This is a genomic window from Helicobacter trogontum, from assembly GCF_000765905.2.
Classification (GTDB): domain Bacteria; phylum Campylobacterota; class Campylobacteria; order Campylobacterales; family Helicobacteraceae; genus Helicobacter_A; species Helicobacter_A trogontum.
On record NZ_JRPL02000086.1, the window covers coordinates 1 to 1,392 of the forward strand.

General features: G+C 29.5%; 2 protein-coding genes. Both read right to left on the reverse strand.

Going from position 1 to position 1,392, the window contains the following annotated elements; genetic code table 11:
* Positions 1-323: 323 nt before the first annotated feature.
* On the reverse strand, positions 324-797 hold the full coding sequence (locus LS81_RS10940) for a hypothetical protein (protein ID WP_034347348.1): 474 nt from the start codon (positions 795-797) through the stop codon (positions 324-326).
* Positions 798-823: 26 nt separating this feature from the next.
* The gene (locus LS81_RS10945) at positions 824-1,279 is read right to left on the reverse strand and encodes a hypothetical protein (RefSeq protein WP_034347347.1); all 456 of its coding nucleotides are present in this window, start codon (positions 1,277-1,279) and stop codon (positions 824-826) included.
* Between the last annotated feature and the right edge of the window lie 113 nt (positions 1,280-1,392).

Here is a 1,392-nt window from a genome sequence, read left to right on the forward strand (position 1 = left end):
TATTTGTGCAAACAAACTACCATAACAAATTAGCATAATTAACACAAACCGCATATATTCTCCTTTATTTTCTATTAAATGACTAATGTGGGTCATCTTTTAGCAACTTATAAACCCCATAGGTTGCTCCAATATCATGAAGTTCTTTGCATTTAGTCACACTATTTGCTATTAAGATATATTTTTCCTATTTTATTCATCTTAATGTTTTTGCCTCTTATACTCGATTTGGCAATACCGAGTTAATCATAATATATCTTATTTATATAGTTCTTTTATGTCTTAGTTGCTATATAAATGCAATGCTTTTAGGCACAAGGCGGCTAAATGTAATTTTCAGTTATGACTTCTATGCCATCTTTTGTTTTTTTATACGTTTTTTCATAAATCTCACTGAAAAATTGATATTTTAATTTTACTTCATTTTCATCCATTTTCTCTATGGTCAAACCATAAGCTTCTATACAATCCCCTAAACGACATTTATCAATACTGCGATCTACTTTTACTGAAACATCGTATGCTTTTTGCCCATTGAACAAATCGAGTTGCAACATAGCTTCATAAGCCATAGATTTACTAGGAGAATACGTTTTCTTTTCTTCTACCTCTCTTCTTATATCATAGAGTAATGCCTCTTTGAGATTTTTTGCATTTTTTATAAGACATTTTTCTATATTACACTCATAATCATCACCACAAGTCATACTTTTATTACATTTTATTTCTATATTGTTTGCAAAAGATTCTGCACAAAAGTAAAATGCAACACCAATAATTAACACTAACTTTTTCATTTTTGCTCTCCTTTATTTAAGATTGTTTAACAAGAAGCATTTTGCTCCACTATTTTTATTTGATTATTGCCTAAATCAAAGAAAGTAAAATATTGATTGGTGCAACCATCTGCAAACTCAATCTTTATGTGAAGCTTATGCTTATCGTGCCACACGAATGTAGCTACATTTTTAAACTCTACTCCATCAAGCACATACTCTATATATGTGTATGTGTAATTTGTGGTTGGTAGATTGTTAGGCAAAAGTTCTTTGTCATACTTTTCGTGTAATAACAAAAGATGATATGCTTGTTGTATATTCTTTGCTTTTATAACTATCATTGTTGGCATACCGCAGTTTTCTGTATCTGTTTTGCTAGGATCAATCTCATTTTTAAAATTACAATCTGTATAATGCCAATCCCAATTTTTCACATCATTCGCTATCATCACGCTTCCTAAACTTAGCGATAAAATACTAATAAATATACAACTTTTCATTCTTCATCCATTTCTTTAGGAAACTTTGGATTTGTGATATTAAAATAAGTATTGATTTCATCTTCTGGAGCTGAAATGTCCATAAGTTTATAAGGCTTTTTACCTTTTTGATA

Excerpts from the sequence above, each read along its gene's own strand:
- LS81_RS10940 (WP_034347348.1), bottom strand. The coding sequence starts at position 797 with ATGAAAAAGTTAGTGTTAATTATTGGTGTTGCATTTTACTTTTGTGCA.
- LS81_RS10945 (WP_034347347.1), bottom strand. The coding sequence starts at position 1,279 with ATGAAAAGTTGTATATTTATTAGTATTTTATCGCTAAGTTTAGGAAGC.